Genomic DNA, 19,669 nt, shown 5'->3' on the forward strand with positions numbered 1-19,669 from the left:
TCATCAGGAAGGTTGTATCAACACAGATTCAAATCGTAGTGCCACGCGATCAGAAGCTGTGGCTCAGTCCAACGCCATAGTTGTTAAATCCACCAGCTCGCATGTAATTAACATATGTCTTCGTCCGTTTTGAAAAAGCATAGGCTCCATTAATCAAAACATTGGTATATTTCTTTTCATCAAAGCGCGTATTACCAACCACAGACTCGGCTTTTATCTCTCTCGCAATGTCTACTCCTGCAGAGAACTGCCCCCAAGTAGCTTTACCGCCCAATGTAACTCCATCAGATCCGAAAATAGCATTCGGCACAACCTGCAACGTATTTTCAGAATATGAATTGCCGTTGCGAGAATGATAATATCCACCAGAAAACTCAAAATTCTGATAATGATATTTAGCACCAAAAGCATAATTCGCATCTAAGTCACTAAACTTGTTGTAAGCCACCCCCATAATCAGTGGGCCTGTCGCATAGGTGGCACCCAAATCAATTTTGCTACGGTTGTTTTCTTTTGGCGTATACGCAGCCTCAACAATTAGCCCCCCCAGTTGTGGTGTACGGTAGCTAATTTGATTGGATTGGCGCTGACCTCCAGTACCTACGGCACCAAAAGTTCTCAAAGCGATGGAATTATTGCCAGCGCCCATCAGATCCCACGCAGCCATGGCGTTGTAGCTCGGGGTAATTGCCCTACCCAAAGTAATACGACCCCACCCTCCGCCCAGCCAAACATTAGAACTTCGGGCAAAAGCGCCTTCCGGGTCAGCGGATCCACTGGAAGCATCGAGTTTTTGCTCCAATTGAAAACCCACTTGCAATCCGCCACCCAACTCTTCGACGCCTTTAAATCCAACAAAACTATCCTGAAGATTAACGCGCGACGAACTTTGAAGGCTCGTCTTGTATTCTTTAATTTGGGTTGAATCTGCTTGATAAAATTTGCCGATGGCCGTATCCACTGCACCATAAATCGTCACAGTCGATTGCGCCCAAGCAGGAGCGCATGCCGCCAAGGTAGCCAAAGCCAAGCCAGTTAGTTGGATCTTTTTCATGATTGCCTTATGTAGAAAAACGATATTTCTGTAAATTCACGTAACAGATAATCCCCTGCCACGCAAAACCCGCCCATTACAGCAAATACCTCTACCGCAATCGCCCCGCTTCGCCCGCCATTGGCAGATAAGTAACTGCAGGTGTTACTGCACCATAAGGGGGCGTGAAAAGAATGTTGCTTTTGTTTGCAATTGGTTGGGGCACTTCGCCGCAGTTTGGCCCCCCCCGCACGTCGCGCGCCCCGCCCCAACGGCCAGCGGGCGACAACGGCCGTGGCAAACACAACCCACCGCGCGGCAAGCGCCTGCGCATTTGAAATCGCTATCTTATTCATAGCTGCTAGCGCTTATATATAGGGCGCTAGAGCCATTTTTTACCCATTTCACAGCCACACCCCCCAGCAACAGCCGCCCCGTCACCCGTGGCCCACGCAGCCAAAGAAACCGCCCCGACCGAGCGCGCAGTTCCAGCGTGTAGAAGGGGGTGAGCCAAAGCGGGGCTACGCCTCCGGCCTAGCCGGGGACAGGTCTTGCCGGTTGCGCAGCTTCATCAGACGGTTTTTCACTTACCCAGTCATGCCCTGGGTTTGCCGTTGAGTTGCCCAGACATCCCTTCCCGCACCCGTCACGCCACCAACCCTTCCACCATGGGCCAGCCGTCGCGTTCACTGCGGCTGGCTGTGCTGAGGCTGCACGGAATGACCAAAGCCGCGAAGGCGCAGATTGAGGAGGATTCAGTGAACAAACGCTATTCAATTGATAGCTGATTGCGCTTGAAGAGTAGGCGCTTGAGCGTGATTTGGCTCAATTGAAAAGCATGCCTGGGGGCGAGATGCAAGACCTGCCCCCGTTGCCCTCGCGCAAGAACGCTGCGCGAGCGTTCACTGCTCTAGCGATGGCCAGCATCTACCTGTGCCAAGAGCATTTGCAGGGGCAGGTGCGCCGCTAAGTGCAGGAGTCGAACCTCGAGGCCCAGCGAACTACCCAAATGAGCAGTGCAATAGGCCAAAAAAGTTTGAGAAACTTTGCCATTCGGGAATGGCTTGGGCAATTGCCTTGTTCCGCGTTGCCTTAATCCAGAACAAGGCGGCATCTTCCGTTTTGCACCTCTTCCAGTTCAAGGTTCACGCTGTCAAGCGTTTCAAGTGCGCGTTCGGTGAGATGTTTCGTCTGATTAAGCATGCTGCGTTCACTCGCTAACGAGATACTCTGGCGAGGTTGTCCATCAACCACCAGCCGAGCTTGTCGGCCAGCAAAGGCATCCGAAATCGTAGCGCCCTCACAAGCAAAAATGGTTCTTCCGCTACTGAAGCGAAAGACTTCACGAATCAATAATTCCTGTCCCATGGTCATAGCCCCTTGTCGCGCAGTATCTTAAGGATGCGAACATCCTCATCGCTCAGACCAAGCGCGCATATGCGGGGTCAGGTCTTGCCTTTTGCGTTGGCCCATCAGTCAGTTGTGTACCTACCCAGTTTTGCCGTGGTTTTGCGGTTGGGTTGCCCAGCCATCCATTCCCGCACCCACCAAGCCACCAACCCTCCCACCAGGGGCCAGCCATCGCATTCGCTGCGCGTGGCTATGCCGAGGCTACGCGAAATGACCAACGCCGCGAAGGCGCATGCTAGAGGGAATTCGGTGAACAAACGCTATTTAATTGATAGCTGATTGCTCTTGAAAAGTAAGGGCGGGTTCAAGTCCAGCGCTGGAGCGCGATTTGACATAAGAGAAGAGCGTGCCTGAGGCAAGGTGAATGCTTTGACCCCTGCGCCTTATGCGGACAGCTACTTCTTAAGATATCCTGCCTCATCCAAAAAATGTAGCAAACCCGTGTTTAAGTCGGAGTCTGAAATACCGCCATGTACTCCCACCCAGCGTCGAATCAGTTGCACCGCCGCACCATTAATTTCCGGAAACTGTGCAACGAATAGTTGCGACAATTCTCTACCCGTCAGTTCCGGATTCATCGTCAGCATTTCTCGGAAATGCTCTGAAGCTTTAATACCGTTGATTAGTACGTTCATGGTTTGAGCGGCTTCTTAAAATGTGCAAATTGGACTCCCCCAATTGGATCAGGGCCCGAAACAGTGGTGTAGCCATATCGTGATGCTAACTTGCCCGTCCATGTATTGAGCGCTGCCTGTTCTGCAGTCATTCCTGCGGCAACGTTTCTTGAAAACTGGGCGGCATTCACGCTGTCTGTTCCTGACACCCAGGTGCCAGTAATTCCGTTGACTTGAATATTTTGTTTACTTAGTCGCTTCATCAAGCTCGCGAACATATCCGTTCCGGATCCATGAGTAGACGCATCACCTTGCGCGCGAACTTCAAAGGATAGTCGACCGTTACGGTCTAGATATGCATTCAGTCCATGAGTGCCATTCTCTGCATCAAGGTAATCGATATCCATCACACCGTTGTACGGTTTTATTTCAAATCTATCGCTTACATCTACACGAGGAACCGGAAGACCCTCAGTGCCCCTAGAGGATCCTATTTCCGCACTGCCAATCCTAAGTCCCCCAAACTGCGAATTCAGCTGACGCGGCGCTGACAGATTTTCCGCGGCCTTCTGAGCCGCCAACTGCGCCCCATTGCGCACATTCTGCACTGCCGCAAGCTCCAATCCTGCCCTAGCAGCACCCACACCTCCCATAGCAAGACCCGCCACATTAATGCCAGCTTGCGTGGTCATGACCTGGGCGCTCAGGTAGTCTCCCCTGGCATTGGCCGCCTGGATCTCATTCAGCTGCAAAGCGTTGCTTGCATCCTGAGCCGCGCCGTACCAATTGCCGGTCACGGCGCGCAGCGCGCCCCGTGATAGCTGTCCCGGCAGGTTCAGCAGCGAATTGCCTAGCTCAATGTTGCGATCCGTGGCAGCTTGTGCTGCGGGCACGTTGTTGGCCAACCAGCCGCCGGAGACCGCATTTCCGATTGCCCACATTTGGTCGGTAGCCAACTGAGCACCGCCATGCACGATGCTTGCGACCCCCAGGACGGTACCTGCTGCGCGCTGGATGGCCTCATCCGCCAGTGCGCTTCCTGTAGTTGGCTCAATTTGCTCATTCCTGTTTCGGTACTCCAGCTCAAAGCGCCGCAGGTCTTCAGGGAGCATGGTCTCTGCTGACTCGCGAACTTCCAGATCGCCTGAAACACGTGGATCGTCGGAAGTCCCTTGACCAGCGTTCGCGCTGACACCGTTATAGGACGGACCTGTAAGGGTGTCAGATCGGACGGCTAAGTTGAGCACCTCACCCCCAGAGTTCTGAACGTACTGATCCGCTGCCGATAAAGGCATGTCGTCTTCCCAGCGACCTGGGCCAGCAAGCGCCAGCGCATTTTGTGTGCGAGCGTTCCAGTTCTGTTCTTGGATCTCGTCTTTCCTGAAGCTTTCCTGCGCACTGGACAGAGCGCCCTCTGCTGGTCCATCTAGATTGCTAGCGTCGTCAAGCAAAGAACCACCCAACGCGTTGCCAAGCCCGTCCCGCGACTGGCCATGACCAGCCCCACCAATCCCATCACCCCAGCCTGACAGCGCATCACCCGAGACCCGCAGGCCTTGCAGGCTGCCTCCGGGCTTGAGGCCTTGAGCCTGGGTGGGGTCCACGTCGCTGGCGCCCAGGCTTTGCACCCATTCGTTGTCGGGCTTGTTCGCTTTATCAGCCTTGCCGCCTGCATCTGCTTTGCCTGCAAAGGGGTTGGCTTCTTCCATCAAGCCGCCCAGGAAGTCGCTGGCAAAGCCTGCCGCGTCGCCGCCGCTGCCTGCCACGCGCACGGCGCTGCTGGCGGCGCGGCTCATCAGGCGCAGGGTGCTGGCTTCTTGCACGTTCAACTGCCCCTTGTCGCTGAGGTCGGCGATGTGGCTGTCCAGGCTCTTGCCCACTTCGCCTGCCACGCTGGAGAGGAGGCTGTTGGCCAGGCCGTCTTTGAATTGGCCGCCAGTGGCTTCTTGCAGCAGGCCTTGCAGACCTGCTTTGCCCAGGTGGCCCAGGGTGCGGGTGGCTGTATCGGTGCTGCTCAGTAAGTTGCCCAGCCCGGTGAACTTGGTTACGCCAAAGGTGACGCCTGCAGTGAGGGCCGAGCGCAGGATGTTGCCCAGGTCGAGCTTGCCGCCGGTGGTCAGCTGCATGCTGGCACTGCTGATAGCACCCAGGGCCATGCTCTGGCCTAGGCTGGTGCTGGCACTGGCAGCGGTGATGCCGAAGGCGCCCGCCGTCATCATCGTCATGACGCCAGCGAACACCAGTGGGAAGGCTTTGTCGATGAAGCTGTTGCTGGGCCGGATGTTGTTCTCCAGGTCCGTGCTCCAGCCGTTGACGGGGTCAAACCACAGGTATTCGTTGTTGATGAGCCTGCGGTTTTGTTCGGGGGTGAGCTGGGTTTTTTCCAGGGTGGCGTCACGCCAGCCGCCAGGGTTGCCGTTGTCGTCCACGGTCTGGCCACCAGCCACCAGCTTGCTTTCGCCCAGGGTGTAGTAGGCTGGGTTAATGAATGGCCCAGCGTCACCGCCGCCGTATTCCTCGGCTTCGTGGAACTGCAGTGGCTCCTTGCCGTGCAAGCTGGCAAACGCCTTTTGCGCGGGGCTGTCGCCTGCGGCGTAGGCTTTGGCGAATTCGGCGGGGTCGGTCATGTGCCAATCGGTGCCCACGCGACCGCTCATGCCAAACTTCAATCGCTCGTCGATTGCTTTGAGATCACTTTCCTGAGAGGCGCTTGGCGGGTAGGTGACGGTATAGAGCGACTTCTCCGTTACATCACCGTCTCGCCAGTTTTCATGGCGCTCGATGAGTTCGCTGCCAGCCACATTGGGCCCAGGGTGTTGCTGGGCTTCGTCCAGGGCTTTGAGGAATTGGCCGCGCACGTTGTTTTGCGCTTCCTGCAGCTGCGTCAGTCGCGCACCCAGGTCTGTGCCAAAGCGTGCCTGGATGCCGCTGCCCACGTCGGTGCCGGTGTTCAGTGGCGCCAGCGGGGGGCCAAACTGGGCGATCATTTCCTGGTTGGCGGGCTCGGCCAGCAAGAGCTCCAGCGCGGCAATCTCCATGGCGCTGGCTTTGGGGGCGGCCACGGCCGTGGCAGCGTCGGGGCTGGCCGCCTGCGTGGGGGCCACTTGCGCTGCAATGCCCGGGGGCAGGGGCAGTTGGCCCAGGGTGGCGGCCTGCTGGGCAGCGTGCTCGGGTGTGATCTGCAGGGGCTTGGTGTGCAACAGCTCTTGCCCCTCGCCCGTTGCAGGGTCTATCAGCAGGGGTTTGGTGTAGGCGATTTCGACGCCTTGCGCACCGTCGATCTGCAGCGGTTTGTTCACGCCCCAGGCCTCGGGGCCGCTGCCGTCTAAGCTGATCTGCAAGGGCTTGGTGTGCATCAGCTCCAGCCCCTCACCCGTTGCGGGGTCTACCAGCAAGGGCTTGGTGTAGAGGATTTCAAAGCCCGGCGCGGGGCCTAGTGGCAAGGGCTTGGTTTCTACGGTGTCGTAGCCTGCGCTGCCGTCCTGCTGCTGGGGCGGGCTGTCCAGGGTGCCGCCGTTGTCAGGGTTGCCGGGGTCGTAGGCGTCGACCGATGAGGGAATGATGGGCTCAATGGTGGGGGTATCCCACACTGCGGCGGCGCCGGACGATGTGACTTGCATGGCGGCGCAGTGTGCCGATGCACTGCGCTGTGCGTAACTGGGATGCTTCCTAGCTGGGAATCACCCTAGCTGGGAAGAACACCTATGGGGCGGTGAATGCCATCGCATGCGGATGCTATTAAATACATAGCTGCTCGCGCTTTATTCTTGCGCCTTATCGGCATATTCAACCCCAAAACCAGCGGCCATTCTTAAAAATTTGCAGCACTTTACCCTGCCCTCACACCGCTTGACGCGGGGTTCACCGTGGCTTTCTCACAATCGGTGTTTGCTGAAAGGAGCACACCATGAACTTTGCCAAAGCGGCTGCGCTTTCGTTGACTTTGCTGGCCTCGGGGGCCTGGGCACAGCCTGCGGGCGGCCCACCTGGGGGTGATCGGCCGCCGATGAGTGCGGAGCTGAAGGCTGCGTTTGAAGCCTGCCAGGCGCAGGGCAAGCCGGGCGATGCGGCGTTTGAGGCATGCATGACGGCCAAGGGTTTCAAAAAGCCCGAGGGGGCGCCCAAGCCGCCATCGCAGTGACGCGTTGAAAGGGGCCATCAGCCGTTGTCCCCATTCCGACTTGAACGCTCTGTCAAAGCCCCGCACCTGCGGGGCTTTTTTTGTGGCTGGGGTATGGGCCCAGGGGCGATGGATGGGCGCTGACCTACGCCTCCTCTCCCGTTCATCACCGACGACCCATCGCAACTATTTCATAGCCGCCACCACGTGCTGATAGGTCTGCCAAAAAGCGGCCTCCTGCGTGGTGGCGAAGTTGATGCGCATGAGGGTGCTGGGTTTGCGCTCGGCGTGGAACAGGGCACCGGGGGCGAGCAGGTAGCCTTCGTCCAGCATGCGCTGGGCCAAGGCGTCGGTGTCCACGCCGGTGTCCACCCAGCCGAACAGACCCACGGGCTCTGCTGCGAAGGTGCAGCCCGCCTGCAGGGCCAGCTTGACGCTGCGCGAGCGGGCAGCGTCAAGCCGGGTGCGGATGCGCTCTGAATGGCGGCGCAGCTGGCCTTGCTCGATGCACAGGGCCAGGGCTTTTTCTAGCAGCGCGGGGGTGGTGAGGGTGGCCAGCAGCTTGGTGTCGAGCAAGGGCTCGATCAGCCCTGGCGGCGCAGCCAGGAAGCCGATGCGCCAGTTGGGCGCGAGGATTTTGGCGAAGCCGCTGACGTAGATGGTGCGCTGCAGGCCATCGAGCGCAGTGAGGCGCGTGGCGTGCTCGGGGGCAATGTGGCTGTAGGTGTCGTCTTCGACCACATGGAAATTGTGCTGGTTGGCCAGCTGCAACACACGGTGGGCGCTGCCAGGCGACAGGCAATACCCCGTGGGGTTGTGGAACACGCTCACGCTCACGTACAGCTTGGGTTTGTGCACTTCGCAGTAGCGGGCCATCACCTCCAGATCGGGCCCATCGGCGCGGCGCGGCACAGGCAGGATGTGCATGCCCAAGGCAGCCAGCCGCGCAAACTCCACCGCCCAGCCGGGCTCTTCCACCATGACCGGATCGCCCGGGCGCAGCAGCGTGCGGCTGACGATGTCGAGCGCGTGCGTGGCCCCCACCGTGGTGATGATGTGCTCGGGCACCGTGTGCACGTTGAGGGTGGAGAGCTTTTTGGCCAGCAGGCGGCGCAGACCCGCATCACCCAGTGGCTCACCGTATTGCAGTGAGAAGTCTTGCAGGCTGCGCGAATGGGTGACCTTGCGCACGGCGGCGGGCATGAAGGTGGACTCCAGCCACGCGGGCGGGAACACGCCCATGCCGGGCTGCGGCTTGTCGCTGATCTTGTGGAACATGCCACGGATGAGGGCAGTGGCGTTCACCGGCGACACCCCTGGCGCCGCACGCCCGGCGGCCCGGGCGGCAAACCAGTGGGCGGTGCTCCAGTTGGCGGCAGAGCTTTCCAGCGCCGGGTCCACCGCCGCCGCATCCACGCCGTCGGCATCGGCTGCGTCCCGCATGGCATCGGTGGCGCGGCCGTTCTCGCGCACAAAAAAGCCGCGGTTCTTGCGCGCTTCGACCAGCCCTTGCGCCAGCAATTGGTCGTACGCAGACACCACGGTGGAGGGGCTGACCCCGTTTTGCTGCGCGCACTGGCGCACCGAGGGCAAGCGCGCGCCGGGGGCGAGCAGCCGGTTGCGGATGCGCTCGGCAAACCGGGCAGAGAGCTGCTCGGTGAGCGACTGGGTGGACGACTTCATCAGCATAGGGTTATCCCGAACGCAGGGGTTTGTGTACTGTTCTACCAGGCAATACAGATTGAAAAGTGCGCTGACTGTCTGTACTGATTGTGTATTGGTTCGTAAGATTACATTGAATGTCCGTTCCCGACAACAAGACCTTCCCTGCCCCACCCCATGAGCGCCGCCGAACTCACCGCCCTGCTGCTGTTTTGCACCGCCATGAGCTTTTCTCCGGGGCCCAACACCACCTTGTCGACCGCACTGGCCGCCAACCTGGGCTTGGCCCGTGCCTTGCGCTTTTGCCTGGCCGTGCCCACGGGCTGGACGCTGCTGATGCTGGCCAGCGGACTGGGCCTGGGCGCCCTGATCACCGGGGTGCCCGCACTGCGCTGGGCCGTGACCTTGCTGGGGGTGGCATACATGCTGTGGCTGGCGGCCAAGCTGGCCCGCGCCGGGCAGATGAGCACCGTGGATGCTTCGCGCCTGCAGGTCACCTTCTGGCAAGGCGTGGGGCTGCAGTTTGTGAATATCAAGGCCTGGATGCTTGCGCTCACCCTGTCGGCAGGCTGGGTGGTCAACGCGGCCGGGCAGCCTGCCACCAACCCGGGCGAGCGGCTGGCCATCATCTGCGCGGTGATGATGGTGTTCGCCTTCACCAGCAACTTTGTGTATGCGCTGGTGGGATCGCTGCTGCGGCAGTGGCTGGCGCAGGGCACACGCCTGCTGTGGTTCAACCGCACGCTGGCCCTGGTGCTGGTGCTCACCGCCACCTGGATGCTCACCCTATGAACGCCGCCCAAGAAAAAGAAGCCCTGCTGTGGGGCATAGTGGGCATCACGCTGTTTGCCGCCACGCTGCCCATGACGCGGCTGGCCGTGGGCAGTGCCGAGCTGCCCCAGCTCTCGCCCTGGTTCGTCACCTTTGGCCGGGCCGCGGTGGCGGGCGTGCTGTCCATCGGCTACCTGCTGTGGCAGCGCGCGCAGGGGCGGCTGAAGTGGCCCGTGCGGGCCGAATGGCCGCTGCTGGCGGTCACGGCGTTTGGGGTCATCGTGGGGTTTCCGCTGTTTCTGGCGCTGGCGCTGCGGCATGTGCCCAGCACGCACGGGGCCGTGGTCACGGCGCTGCTGCCGCTGTCTACCGCCGTGTTGGGCGCGCTGTGGTTTCGCCAGCGGCCCTCCAAAGGTTTTTGGGCCTGCGCCGTGGTGGGCAGCGGCCTGGTGCTGGGCTTCATGGTGTGGCGCGCGGGCGGCATCTATCTAGGCGCGGCCAACATCTACCTCTTGATTGCCATGACCACGGGCGCACTGGGCTACATCGGCGGGGCGCGCCTCACACCCCGCCTGGGGGCCGAGCAGGTGATTTGCTGGGTGCTGGTGTGCAGCCTGCCGCTCACGCTGCCGGTGGCGGCCTGGTTTGCGCCCAGCCATGCCACCGAGATCCGGGCCACCAGCTGGATGGGCTTTGTCTATGTCTCGCTGTTTTCGATGTGGATCGGCTTTTTTGCCTGGTACCGAGCCCTGGCGCTGGGTGCCGTGCGGGTGAGCCAGATCCAGCTGATCCAGCCGTTTTTGAGCCTGCTGTTTGCCGTGCCCCTGGCCGGTGAGCGGCTGGACGCCACCACACTGGTGTTTGCCCTGGCCGTGATCGCCACGGTGTACGTGGGCAAGAAGATGCCCATCGCCTCCCACCCTGCTCCAGCCACCACCGCCAAAACCACTGCCACAAAGCCCGCATGAAGCTCAACCACATCCCCTTTGCCACCACCGACTGGGCCGCCCTGCCCCGCGAAGAAAAAAGCGCACAGGCGGGCCAAGCCTTCTGGCGCACGCAGCAGTTTGGCGACGTGCGCGTGCGCATGGTCGAGTACACGCCGGGCTACGTCTCTGACCACTGGTGCACCAAAGGCCATGTGCTGCTGTGCCTGAGCGGCGAGCTGCACACCGAACTGCAAGATGGCCGCCAGTTCACCCTCAAGCCCGGTATGAGTTACCAGGTGGCGGACAATGCGGAACCACACCGGTCCACCGCACCACAGGGGGCTACCCTGTTTGTGGTGGACTGAACCCCGGCGCCGTTTTGCACGGGTTTTTGATTTTTTCTGATGACTTTGCAATGTTGGGTGGACACCTGCGCACACCCCTAGGAGAACGAGAGTGAAACTGAACGACCTTCCACAGACCAGCACCTGGACCCTGGCACGCCGTGCCGAGCGCATGAACCCCTCGGTCATCCGCGAAATCCTGAAGGTCACGGAAAAGCCCGGCATCATCAGCCTGGCCGGTGGCCTGCCCTCGCCCAAGACCTTCCCGGTATCGGCCTTTGCCGAAGCCTCGGCCGCCGTGCTGGCCAACGACGGCCCGGCCGCCCTGCAATACGCCGCCAGCGAAGGCTTTGCCCCGCTGCGCCAAGCCATCGCCGACTTCCTGCCCTGGGATGTGGATGCCGACCAGGTGCTGATCACCACCGGCTCGCAGCAGGCGCTGGACCTGATCGCCAAGGTGCTGATCGACGAAAACAGCCGCGTGCTGGTCGAAACCCCCACGTACCTGGGCGCGCTGCAAGCCTTCACCCCCATGGAGCCCGCCGTGGTGTCCGTGGCCAGCGATGATGAAGGCGTGCTCATCGACGACCTGAAAGCCAAGGTGGGCACGGGTGCCGACAAGGCACGATTCCTGTACGTGCTGCCCAACTTCCAGAACCCCACCGGCCGCACCATGAGCGATGCGCGCCGCGCTGCGCTGGTCAAGGCAGCCGCCGAGCTGAACCTGCCGCTGGTGGAAGACAACCCCTACGGCGACCTGTGGTTTGACAACCCACCACCCGCACCGCTCACGGCCCGCAACCCCGAGGGCTGCATCTACATGGGCTCGTTCTCCAAGGTGCTGGCCCCTGGCCTGCGCCTGGGCTTTGTGGTGGCACCCAAGGCGGTGTACCCCAAGCTGCTGCAAGCCAAGCAGGCGGCCGACCTGCACACGCCCGGCTACAACCAGCGCCTGGTGGCCGAGGTGATGAAGGGCAACTTCCTGGACCGCCATGTGCCCACCATCCGCGCGCTGTACAAGCAGCAGTGCGAAGCCATGCTGGCTGCGCTGACGAAGGAGATGCAGGGCCTGGACGTGCACTGGAACCGCCCCGACGGCGGCATGTTCCTGTGGGTGCGCCTGCCAGAAGGCATGAGCGCCATCGAGCTGTTGCCCAAGGCGGTAGAGCGCAACGTGGCCTTTGTGCCCGGTGCGGCCTTCTATGCCGACAACGCCGACCAGCGCACGCTGCGCCTGTCGTTTGTCACGTCCACGGCAGAGCAAATTGCCACCGGCATCGCTGCACTCGCCGCCGCGATCCGCGAGCGCAAGGGCTGATCCAACATGCTGAGACTGTGGGGGCGCCTGTCGTCCATCAATGTGCGCAAAGTGGTGTGGGCTGCGCAAGAGCTGGGCCTGCCCCTGCAGCGCACCGACGCGGGCGGACAGTTTGGCCTGGTGCGCGAGGCCGACTATCTGCAACGCAACCCCAACGGCCTGGTGCCGCTGATGGAAGACGACGACACCGGCTTGGTGCTGTGGGAGTCGAACGCCATCGTGCGCTACCTGTGCGCCCGGCATGCGCCCGGCAAGTTCTACCCCGAGGAGTTGCCCGCCCGCTTTGTGGCCGAGCAGTGGATGGACTGGCAGCAGACCACCCTCAACCCCGCCGGGCGCGATGCCTTCATCCAGTGGATACGCACACCCGTGGCGCAGCGCAACAGTGCGTTGATTGCCGCCTCGGTGGCCGCCACCGAGCCTCTGCTGGACATGCTGGAGCAGCACCTGTCCACCCACCCGTTCATGGCGGGTGAGCGCTTCACCATGGCCGACATCCCCGTGGGCTGCGAGCTGCACCGCTGGTGGGGCCTGCCGCAAGAGCGGCCCGCACGCCCGGCGCTGGAGCGCTGGTACCGCACCGTCAGCACCCGTGCTGGCGCGCGGGGGGTGCTGGACCAACCCCTGGCCTGACCGAAGGGAAGGCCACCGGCCATGTACCCGCGCCCATTCAAGCAAATTGACGTGTTCAGCAACCGCCCTGGCGACGGCAATGCCCTGGCCGTGGTGATCGATGCCAGCCACCTGACGGACACCGCCATGCAGCGCTTTGCTGCCTGGACGAACCTGTCGGAGACCACGTTTTTGCTGCCCCCCACCGAGGCCGCGCGCGCCGCAGGGGCGGACTACCGCGTGCGCATCTTCACCCCCGGCTACGAGCTGCCATTTGCAGGCCACCCCACACTGGGCAGCTGCCACGCCTGGCTGCAGGCGGGCAACACCCCGCGTGAAGAAGGGCTGGTGGTGCAAGAGTGCGGCGCCGGGCTGGTGCGCATCCGATTGCAGGACGACGGCAGCATGGCCTTTGCTGCACCGCCCTTGGTGCGCGGCCCCGCCAGCCCCGCGCTGGTGCCCCTGATTGCGAGTGCGCTGGGCCTCAAGCCCTCGCAGATCCGCGCCAGCCAGATGCTGGACAACGGCCCCGTGTGGCTGGGCCTGCTGCTGGACAGCGCCGCCACCGTGCGCAGCCTGCGCCCGGACCACGCCCGCCTCAAGGACCTAGGCCAGGACGTGGGCGTGATCCACGTCACCCCCGATGCGGGCGACGACCCCGATCGCCCCTGCGCCGTGGTGCGCGCCTTTGCCGCCCCCATGGGCAACAACGAGGACCCTGCCACCGGCAGCCTCAACGCCAGCCTGGCCCAGTGGCTGATTGCTGAGGGCCTGGCCCCCACCCATTACCTCGCGTCCCAGGGTGAAAGCCTGGGCCGCGCCGCACGCATCCGCATCGCGCAAGACAGCCACGCCCAAGTGTGGGTGGGCGGCCACGCGGTGACCTGTATCGAAGGCACGGTGCTGATGTGAGCGGCCCCCGACAACCCATTTTCTGACCCGCTGCGGTGCGCAGGCATGGCCCCAGGCCAGCCCCCGGCGTGCGCACACCGCCCCCTTTTTTTGACGTTTCCAGTTTCACGTTTCACCGCAACCAGGAGAGCCCATGCACCACCGCCCCTTCCAACAAGTCGATGTGTTCACCGCCACCGCCTACCGTGGCAACCCGCTGGCCGTGGTGCTGGACGGCACGGGCCTGTCCACCGAGGCCATGCAGGCGTTCACGAACTGGACCAACCTCTCTGAAGCTACCTTCGTGCTGCCCCCCACCCCCGAAGGCCGCGCCGCTGGCGCCGACTACCGCGTGCGTATCTTCTGCCCTGGGCGCGAGCTGCCGTTTGCCGGCCACCCCACGCTGGGCACCTGCCATGCTTGGCTGAAGGCGGGCGGCCAGCCCCAGGCGGCAGGCAAGGTGGTGCAGGAATGCGGCGTGGGCCTGGTCACGCTGCGCCAGCAAGGCGAGCAACTGGCCTTTGCCGCGCCCCCCTTGATCAAGAGCGGCCCCCTGGCGGAAGAGGATGTGGTGCTGATCGCACGCGGCCTGGGCGTGGCGCGCAGCGACATCCTGCACCACGCCTGGTGCGACAACGGCCCGAACTGGCGCGGCGTGATGCTGCGCAGCAGCGAGCAGGTGCTGGCACTGAAGCCCGACGCCAGCGTGCTGGGCCAGTTGGACGTGGGCGTGGTGGGACCTACAGCAGGAAGCGGCGCCTCCGCGCCGCGTGGCAAGGTCGGCGTGGTAGGCAGCACCGACGCCGAGGGCATCGCCTTTGAAGTGCGCGCCTTCTTCCCCGGCAACAACGGCCTGGCCGAAGACCCCGTGACCGGCAGCCTGAACGCCGCACTGGCGCAGTGGCTGATCGGCGCAGGCCTCGCCCCCGCGCAGTACGTGGCCAGCCAGGGCACCTGCCTGGGCCGCGCCGGGCGCGTGTATGTGGAGCAAGACGGCGACACCATCTGGGTGGGCGGCAGCAGCGTGACCTGCGTGTCGGGCGAGGTGCTGCTATGACAGCGAACCCCTTGGCCCCTTGCGTAGACCATTTGGTCGTGCTGGCTGCCGACCTGGCCAGCGGCGTAGCCTGGTGCGATCGCACGCTGGGCATCACGCCCACGGCGGGTGGCGAGCACCCGCTGATGGGCACGCACAACCGCATCGTCAACATCAGCAGCCCCGCGCACCCACGCGCCTACCTGGAGGTCATTGCTATCAATCCAGGAGCTACCAGCGCTCGACCAGCGGGCGCTAGACGCTGGTTTGATATGGATGATCCCACGCTGCAGGAGCAGGTGGCGCGCCACGGCCCGCAGCCCATCCACTGGGTGGCCAGCGTGCCCGACGTGGCCGAGCGGTGCGCCGCCCTGGAGGCGCTGGACATGGACCGTGGCCCCATCCTCACCGCCAGCCGCCCCACGCCGAACGGCCTGCTGCAGTGGCAGATCACCGTGCGCGATGACGGCCTGCGCTTGATGGACGGCTGCCTGCCCACCCTCATCCAATGGGGCGCCGTGCACCCTTGCGACAGCCTGCCTGCCAGCGGTGTGCAGTTGCAGCAGCTCACGCTGCAGCACCCGCAGGCGGCCACATTGCAAGCGGCGTGCGCAGCCATCGGGATAGGAACCGGCGTCGCCATCACCCCCGGCGATGCACCGCGCCTCACTGCGCAGCTCGCCACCCCGCGCGGGCCTGTGGCCATCACATCCTTCACCCCGGAGACCTGACCATGCTGTTTTCGCCGCAAGAACTGCTGCTTTTCGCGCTCGCCGCCCTCGTGCTGGTGCTCACGCCCGGCCCCAACATGGTGTACTGCGTCTCGCGCAGCCTCACCCAGGGGCCGCGTGCCGGGCTCATTTCGCTGACCGGGGTGGTGCTGGGTTTTGTCGTGCACCTGCTGGCGGCGGCGCTGGGCCTCACCGCGCTGCTGGCCGCCGTGCCGCTGGCGTTTGACGCCATCCGCTACGCCGGTGCCGCCTACCTGCTGTGGATGGCCTGGCAGGCCATCAAACCGGGCGGCGCCGCACCGTTTGAAGCGCGCAACCTGCCGCACGACAGCCCGCGCACGCTGTTCCTCATGGGGTTCATGACCAATCTGCTCAACCCCAAGGTCGCGATGTTCTACCTGTCGTTCTTCCCACAATTCCTGCACCCCGAGCGCGGCCAGCTGCTGCTGCAAAGCCTCACGCTCGGCGCGGTGCAGATCAGCACCAGCGCCGCCGTGAACGCCTTGCTGGTGCTGGGCGCCGCCCGCGTGGCCCTGTTCCTCAACCGCAACGCCGCATGGATGCGCGCCCAGCGCTACTTCATGGGCACCGTCCTCGGTCTGCTCGCCCTCAAACTGTTGACTGAAAAGAAAGCCACCGCATGAACGCCCGCCTCGACATCGCATCCCTCCTGCCCACCCTGGCCGACATCGAAGCCGCCGCCCAGGTCGTGTACCGCGACTTCGCCGCTACGCCCCAGTACCGCTGGGGCCTGCTCAGCCAGCGCCTGGGCACCGACTGCTGGCTCAAGCACGAGAACCACACGCCCGTGGGCGCCTTCAAGATCCGGGGCGGCCTGACCTACTTTGACCAGCTCGCCCAGCGCGGCACGCTGCCCTCTGAAGTCATCAGCGCCACGCGCGGCAACCACGGCCAGAGCATGGGCTGGGCCGCGCGCCGCCACGGCGTGGCTTGCACCATCGTCGTGCCGCGTGGCAACTCGGTGGAGAAGAACGCCGCCATGCGCGCGCTGGGCGTCACACTCATCGAACACGGCGACGACTTTCAGGAAGCGCGCGAGCACGCCATACAGATCGCAGCCCAGCGCAGCGCCCACATGGTGCCCAGCTTCCACCCCGACCTGCTGCGTGGCGTAAGCACCTACTGGTGGGAATTTTTGCGCGCCGTGCCGCAGCTCGATGTGGTCTACGTGCCCATCGGCCAGGGCTCAGGCGCATGCTCGGCCATCGCCGCCAAGCTGGCCCTGCAGCACCCCGTGCGCGTGGTCGGCGTGGTCAGCAGCCACGCCACCACCTACGCCGACTCGCTGGCCGCAGGCCACGTGGTCGAGGCGCCGGTGACCACCCAGCTCGCCGACGGCATGGCCTGCCGCGTGGCCGACCCCGAGGCCCTGGCCGTGCTGGCCCCGCACATCGACCGCATCGTGCAGGTGAGCGACGCCGAAGTGGCCGCCGCCATGCGCGCACTGTTCACTGATACGCACAACGTAGCTGAAGGGGCGGGCGCTGCCGCGCTGGCGGCTGCACTGCAGGACAAAGATTTGCTGAGGGGCCAGGTGGTTGGACTGGCACTGAGCGGAGGGAATGTGGACGCCCCAATGTTTGCGTCTATCCTATCTGGCAATGGCGGGCCGCACGATCCAGTTGGGCGAGACAACCCGCATCACTGAACCCATTGAAAGGCTCCTCAAGATGACGGCTACTCCAACCTCCCGCACCACTGCTTTCAGCGCTGTGCTGATGCTCGCAGCGTTGATAAGTGCCTGTGGTGGCGGTAGCAACGCTTTGCCAGTGGCCGAACCAGAACCACCAACCCCGGTATTGCAACTGGTAGCTGGGTCTCTGGCCAGAGACTCTGCGGCGTGTGGCACGAAGGATGGCAACGGCAGCGAAGCCAGGTTCACCGATGTTTACGCAATGACGGTGGGGCCCGACGGAACGATCTACGTCATCGAGCGCAACAGCAGCAGCTTGAACCCATCCTGCCCTCGGTTGGATGTGCCGCTGCTGCGCGCAATCACACCAGAAGGAGTAGTTCGTACGCTTGCACGGGGCGATGTACCCGCGGACAACCAGCCTCTGAAGTCCTTTGCTCGTCCTACTGGTATCGCTGCCGATCTCAACGGGAATGTCTTCGTCAGCGACGGTCACACCGGCGCTGTGTTCGCCACCCCCGGGTATCCGGTTTTTCCCGCAGGCCAAGGAGCGGGCGTGTGGAAAGTCGCGAAAGATGGCACCGTGTCTATCTTTGCGGGCGTAGTGGGAGGCTCTGCTGGCCAACATGTCGACGGCACGGGGACCCAAGCCCGCTTTGTCCAAGCGAGCGCCATCTTCGTTGATCGAAGCGGGACACTGCACGTCTCAGACCGTGTCGCACGGCGAATTTCACCTCAAGGCGTGGTCACCACGGTGCCCGATGCGCCGCTTACGATCGCGGCAGATACCTCGGGAAACACCTACACGAGAACCACGAATGGTCTAGTGCAGGTCGAGACTGGTAAAACGCTCGCGAACCCCTTTGGGTACTCTGGCACCTTGGCTATCAGCGCTTCAGGACATGTGTACGGAGCTTCGCAATACAGCCCCCGCGTGGAACGTATAAGCGGCACTGGAGTCGCCACACCCATCGTCGGAAGCGGCTATGCAGGCAACGTGCTGCCGCTGGGACCTTTGCATCCGGTAGGCGCGATAGCTGTGGGCCCAAAAAATCAGTTGTACATCTTCAACGGCTACGGTCTGCAAGTCGTCAACAGTCTCCCGCAGTAGCACTATTGCCTGCTGCGCGTCGCACCTGCGACAAGCGCACGCCCCCACACGTCCGCACAATTGGGACATGGGAACCCTCTACCTCGTGCGCCATGGCCAGGCCTCGTTTGGCGCTGCAGACTATGACCAGCTCAGCCCCCTGGGCCGCCAACAGGCGGTGCGCCTGGGCGAGCATTGGCGATCGCGCGGGCAGGGGTTTGATGCCGTCATCACCGGCACACTGCGCCGCCACACGCAAACGCTGGAGGGCATTGCCGAGGGCTTGCAGATCCAGCCCGAGGTGCTGCAGCTGCCCGGCCTCAATGAGTACGACAGCCACGCACTCATCAGTTCCATCCACCCGCAACCCCTGGGCCCAGCCGACACACCCGAGCGCTACCGCGCGCACTTTCGCATCCTGTGCGACGCGCTGGCGCAGTGGATGGCGGGCGTCATCAGCCCCCAGGGCATGCCCACCTGGGACGAATTTGCAGGCGGCGTGCGCGCCGCGCTCGACCATGTGCGCCACCACCATGCGGGCCAGAACGTGCTGCTGGTGAGCAGCGGCGGCCCCATCTCCACGGCGGTGGGCGAGGTGCTGGGCACCGCGCCTGAGGTGACGATCGCACTGAACATGCGCATCCGCAACAGCGCGGTGACAGAGTTCTCGATTTCGCCCAAGCGGTTGATGCTGCAGACGTTCAATACCTTGCCGCATTTGAATGAGGTGGAGCATGCGGGGTGGGTGACGCATGCTTGATTTTTTTGAGTCTTTTAGACCTCTATGGCTTTTCAAATAAGCGCAAGCAGCTATTAAATTGATAGTGATTGAACGGGGTGTCGCGGGGCATCTGCCCAGTTCGCCCCCCCGCCCGTTCGGGCTGAGCCTGTCGAAGCCGGGGCTTGTGTGTTGATCTTGCGGCATGCCTGTGCCTGGGGCGGGAGCCGGGGAGTGCGCCCGGCGGCGCAGTAACTTTCTTTCGCGTCGCCGAAAGAAAGTCACCAAAGAAAGGGCGACCCCACTGTCTGCGTCCCCAGCGCTGCGCGCTGGGGCAACCTGCGGTGCTCGCGTCCAGCGGGGCCTCGCTCAAACTCGCTGCGCTCAGACAGTCGCGAGCCCTGATCCGCTGGCCGCTGCGCTCCTCGGCGCATACAAAGGGGCGGGACAGCCAACATCCATTCGGGCCATTGCTTCGCTCGGCCCTGCCTGCGCAGCTCGTGGCGCTTGCGCCCGAGAGGTGGGGTCGAGCGCAGCAACGACCCGTGTGGCTGTTTTGGTGTTCGGCTGTCCACCCCCTGTGGCTGCGCCTGCGGCGGGGCGGTTGCGGGGTGGCATGGGCGTCGCAGCGCCCATGCTTCGTGAACTGACTCGCTGCGGCTGTCCGAACGAAGCGCCCACGGCGCGCAGTGAGTTCCGCAGCGCACCCCGCAACTGCCCAGACGCAGGTTTGCCC

19 protein-coding genes are annotated in these 19,669 nt (G+C 63.1%); 14 read left to right on the forward strand and 5 right to left on the reverse strand.

The annotated features are described in order from the left end of the window. Positions 1–49: 49 nt before the first annotated feature. Positions 50–1,054 (reverse strand): porin, encoded by a 1,005-nt coding sequence (locus CLU88_RS12000; protein WP_099656796.1) that lies wholly within the window; start codon positions 1,052–1,054, stop codon positions 50–52. Positions 1,055–1,853: 799 nt separating this feature from the next. Here CLU88_RS12000 and CLU88_RS22995 point away from each other — a divergent pair. Further along, positions 1,854–2,003 (forward strand): hypothetical protein, encoded by a 150-nt coding sequence (locus CLU88_RS22995; RefSeq protein ID WP_158235601.1) that lies wholly within the window; start codon positions 1,854–1,856, stop codon positions 2,001–2,003. Between the two features lie 122 nt (positions 2,004–2,125). On the opposite strand, the gene CLU88_RS22795 is transcribed toward CLU88_RS22995, so the two are convergent. The 3 genes from CLU88_RS22795 to CLU88_RS12005 all read right to left on the reverse strand — a co-directional run bounded on the left by CLU88_RS22795 (position 2,126) and on the right by CLU88_RS12005 (position 6,677). Next, positions 2,126–2,407, reverse strand: a complete 282-nt coding sequence (locus CLU88_RS22795; RefSeq protein ID WP_143225991.1) for a hypothetical protein — start codon at positions 2,405–2,407, stop codon at positions 2,126–2,128. Positions 2,408–2,838: 431 nt separating this feature from the next. Further along, on the reverse strand, positions 2,839–3,078 hold the full coding sequence (locus CLU88_RS22800) for a hypothetical protein (protein WP_143225992.1): 240 nt from the start codon (positions 3,076–3,078) through the stop codon (positions 2,839–2,841). Continuing rightward, complete coding sequence (locus CLU88_RS12005; RefSeq protein WP_099656797.1) at positions 3,075–6,677, reverse strand: hypothetical protein; 3,603 nt, start codon at positions 6,675–6,677, stop codon at positions 3,075–3,077. The genes CLU88_RS22800 and CLU88_RS12005 overlap by 4 nt, the downstream gene beginning before the upstream one ends. 287 nt (positions 6,678–6,964) lie before the next feature. Here CLU88_RS12005 and CLU88_RS12010 point away from each other — a divergent pair, with 287 nt between their 5' ends. Further along, positions 6,965–7,198, forward strand: a complete 234-nt coding sequence (locus tag CLU88_RS12010; protein WP_099656798.1) for a hypothetical protein — start codon at positions 6,965–6,967, stop codon at positions 7,196–7,198. Positions 7,199–7,363: 165 nt separating this feature from the next. On the opposite strand, the gene CLU88_RS12015 is transcribed toward CLU88_RS12010, so the two are convergent. Then, complete coding sequence (locus tag CLU88_RS12015; RefSeq protein WP_099656799.1) at positions 7,364–8,866, reverse strand: PLP-dependent aminotransferase family protein; 1,503 nt, start codon at positions 8,864–8,866, stop codon at positions 7,364–7,366. A gap of 150 nt (positions 8,867–9,016) precedes the next feature. Between CLU88_RS12015 and CLU88_RS12020 the strand changes: the two genes are divergently transcribed. From CLU88_RS12020 to CLU88_RS12075, 12 genes are all read left to right on the forward strand, one after another. Beyond that, positions 9,017–9,631, forward strand: coding sequence for a LysE family translocator (locus tag CLU88_RS12020; protein ID WP_099656800.1), 615 nt, complete (start codon positions 9,017–9,019; stop codon positions 9,629–9,631). Further along, the gene (locus tag CLU88_RS12025; RefSeq protein ID WP_099656801.1) at positions 9,628–10,578 is read left to right on the forward strand and encodes a DMT family transporter; all 951 of its coding nucleotides are present in this window, start codon (positions 9,628–9,630) and stop codon (positions 10,576–10,578) included. Before CLU88_RS12020 ends, CLU88_RS12025 begins: the two co-directional genes overlap by 4 nt. Further along, positions 10,575–10,904 carry a DHCW motif cupin fold protein gene (locus CLU88_RS12030; protein WP_099656802.1) on the forward strand — a complete coding sequence of 110 codons (330 nt, stop codon included), beginning with the start codon at positions 10,575–10,577 and terminating at the stop codon, positions 10,902–10,904. The genes CLU88_RS12025 and CLU88_RS12030 overlap by 4 nt, the downstream gene beginning before the upstream one ends. A 91-nt stretch (positions 10,905–10,995) precedes the next feature. Continuing rightward, positions 10,996–12,201: a PLP-dependent aminotransferase family protein gene (locus CLU88_RS12035; protein ID WP_199173443.1), complete on the forward strand. Its 1,206-nt coding sequence runs from the start codon at positions 10,996–10,998 to the stop codon at positions 12,199–12,201. Positions 12,202–12,207: 6 nt separating this feature from the next. Beyond that, complete coding sequence (locus tag CLU88_RS12040) at positions 12,208–12,834, forward strand: glutathione S-transferase family protein (protein ID WP_099656803.1); 627 nt, start codon at positions 12,208–12,210, stop codon at positions 12,832–12,834. Between the two features lie 21 nt (positions 12,835–12,855). Next, positions 12,856–13,725, forward strand: a complete 870-nt coding sequence (locus tag CLU88_RS12045) for a PhzF family phenazine biosynthesis protein (RefSeq protein ID WP_099656804.1) — start codon at positions 12,856–12,858, stop codon at positions 13,723–13,725. A gap of 133 nt (positions 13,726–13,858) precedes the next feature. Continuing rightward, positions 13,859–14,761 (forward strand): PhzF family phenazine biosynthesis protein, encoded by a 903-nt coding sequence (locus CLU88_RS12050; protein ID WP_099656805.1) that lies wholly within the window; start codon positions 13,859–13,861, stop codon positions 14,759–14,761. After that, the gene (locus CLU88_RS12055; protein ID WP_099656806.1) at positions 14,758–15,471 is read left to right on the forward strand and encodes a VOC family protein; all 714 of its coding nucleotides are present in this window, start codon (positions 14,758–14,760) and stop codon (positions 15,469–15,471) included. The genes CLU88_RS12050 and CLU88_RS12055 overlap by 4 nt, the downstream gene beginning before the upstream one ends. Before the next feature lie 2 nt (positions 15,472–15,473). Next, positions 15,474–16,115: a LysE family translocator gene (locus CLU88_RS12060; RefSeq protein ID WP_099656807.1), complete on the forward strand. Its 642-nt coding sequence runs from the start codon at positions 15,474–15,476 to the stop codon at positions 16,113–16,115. Further along, positions 16,112–17,140 carry a threonine dehydratase gene (locus CLU88_RS12065; protein WP_099656808.1) on the forward strand — a complete coding sequence of 343 codons (1,029 nt, stop codon included), beginning with the start codon at positions 16,112–16,114 and terminating at the stop codon, positions 17,138–17,140. Before CLU88_RS12060 ends, CLU88_RS12065 begins: the two co-directional genes overlap by 4 nt. Beyond that, positions 17,055–18,236: a hypothetical protein gene (locus CLU88_RS12070; RefSeq protein WP_143225993.1), complete on the forward strand. Its 1,182-nt coding sequence runs from the start codon at positions 17,055–17,057 to the stop codon at positions 18,234–18,236. Before CLU88_RS12065 ends, CLU88_RS12070 begins: the two co-directional genes overlap by 86 nt. Positions 18,237–18,303: 67 nt before the next feature. Then, the gene (locus CLU88_RS12075) at positions 18,304–18,975 is read left to right on the forward strand and encodes a histidine phosphatase family protein (protein ID WP_099656810.1); all 672 of its coding nucleotides are present in this window, start codon (positions 18,304–18,306) and stop codon (positions 18,973–18,975) included. Positions 18,976–19,669: the final 694 nt, after the last annotated feature.

Origin of the sequence: Acidovorax sp. 56 (genome assembly GCF_002749705.1) — a bacterium.
GTDB lineage: Bacteria > Pseudomonadota > Gammaproteobacteria > Burkholderiales > Burkholderiaceae_C > Acidovorax.